The 1,765-nt window shown below is 49.0% G+C and carries 1 protein-coding gene; it reads right to left on the reverse strand.

All coding sequences use genetic code 11. The features are described from left to right. Positions 1-7 precede the first annotated feature (7 nt). Positions 8-1,633, reverse strand: coding sequence for an IS1182 family transposase (locus MJZ26_15045; protein ID MCQ2107093.1), 1,626 nt, complete (start codon positions 1,631-1,633; stop codon positions 8-10). Positions 1,634-1,765 lie beyond the last annotated feature (132 nt).

Genomic DNA, 1,765 nt, shown 5'->3' on the forward strand with positions numbered 1-1,765 from the left:
ATTTTGCTCAACTGGCTATCACGAGTTCATTCCAAAGCTGTAATACTCTGTCTGTGCAGTAATCATGGTCTGCACAAGCCGCATTGATCAGCTTTTCGTGTCTTTTGCGTTCGTTCTGAACGATGTATTTCCTCAGATTGTGCGCCAGAGCGACCAGTCCGAACTCCACTTTCACCTTGTCGTTGGATTTGAGCCTGAAGCGCTTGAATCCGTGATTGAATTTGATGTCACCAAAAACCGCTTCTGGCTCTATCGGTCTGTTGCTGCGATGGTAAAGCCCGCGCTCACTTGTCAGCAGCCGTTTCACCTCGGTTCTGTATGCGTTGTTCTTGTGGTTCACCTCTATAACTCTCCTGTCTGCCGCTCCCTTATAGCACAACCCGCGCAACGGACAGCCGGTGCAGTTCTGCGCCCGGTATTTGCTGATTCTTGATTCGTATCCCAAATCGGATACGACGGTCACGTCAGCGGTGTGTTCCATGTGCTGCCCCATAGGACATACATAATAGTCTTCCTCGGCGTTGTAGTACAGGTTCGGCACCAGGAACGGGTTCTCGCGGCGTTTCCTCTTGTCTTCGGCATGGAACATGTTGTACTTCACATATGGTGTTATTCCTTCGCCGAACATGTATTCGTAGTTCTGTTCGCTGCCGTAACCGGAGTCCGCACACACCTCTCCGCTCTGCCTTCCATAACGTTCCTTGAAGGATTCGAGGAACGGGATGAGCGTACCCTGGTCTGTCGGCCTCCAGAAGATGCCGTAGTTGGTGATGTACTGGTTCTCTGTCGATATCTGTATGTTGTATCCCGGCTTGGTCTGGCCGTTGTTCATCGCATCCTCCTTCATGCGCATGAACGTGGCATCAGGATCGGTCTTGCTGTAACTGTTCCTGTTTCCAAGAATTTCCAGCTTCTCCTCATATCCGCGCATTTTGGGAGCCTTTTCCGTCCTGACTTTCTCAACCGCCTTGCGCATCTTCCTGTCGCTGATGCCCTCCCCGTCCATTTTGTTCAGTATGTTTTCGGCGCGTCTCGCCATGTCATCGGCCGTCAGTTCCTGCTCTTCATCCGCATTTTCTATGTTCAGAGCTTTCTCTGCGGTTTCCAGAACCGACTTCACACCGGCTTCGAGCCTGGCCTTGTTCTTTTCTGTACTGCCTTTCCATACAAAAGTGTACTTGTTCGCTGCTGATTCTATCTTCGTGCCGTCTATGTATTGTACTTTCAATGAAACGAGACCCTCTTCGTTGAGCAGACGCACTATCTGGGTAAATATGCCGTCGAACTTTCCTGACAGCCGCCTGCTGCGGAAAATGTTTATCGTACGGAAATCCGGCCTCTGCATACCGCTGAGCCACATGTATGCTATGTTCTCAACCAGCAGCTTCTCCATCTGACGGCCGGAATACACATTGTTCAGATATGCGTATACTATCACCTTCAGAAGCATGCGGGGATTGTAGCTGCTTGTGCCGCCCCCCTTGTAGCCTTTCTCTATCTCCGAGATGTCGAGCCTGTCGATGATGGCGCTCACGACACGGGCCTTATGATTCTCAGGAAGATAATCGCCAAGACATGGAGGAAGAAGCAGATTGTCGTTGGGATTATAGGATTTATAGACTATCTTTGCCATTGCTGATATGAATTTTGTTTTTTTGTTTTTGCACTATAAAATTACAAAAAATTTATCAGCAAAACAATAGCTATCCTTTTGTTTATCAATCGGATAGCTATACTTTTACGCAACATGCAGGACGATCCGCTG

The organism is Fibrobacter sp., assembly GCA_024398965.1.
Classification (GTDB): domain Bacteria; phylum Fibrobacterota; class Fibrobacteria; order Fibrobacterales; family Fibrobacteraceae; genus Fibrobacter.

Coding starts and splice junctions, on each gene's coding strand:
- MJZ26_15045 (MCQ2107093.1), bottom strand. CDS start 1,633: ATGGCAAAGATAGTCTATAAATCCTATAATCCCAACGACAATCTGCTT.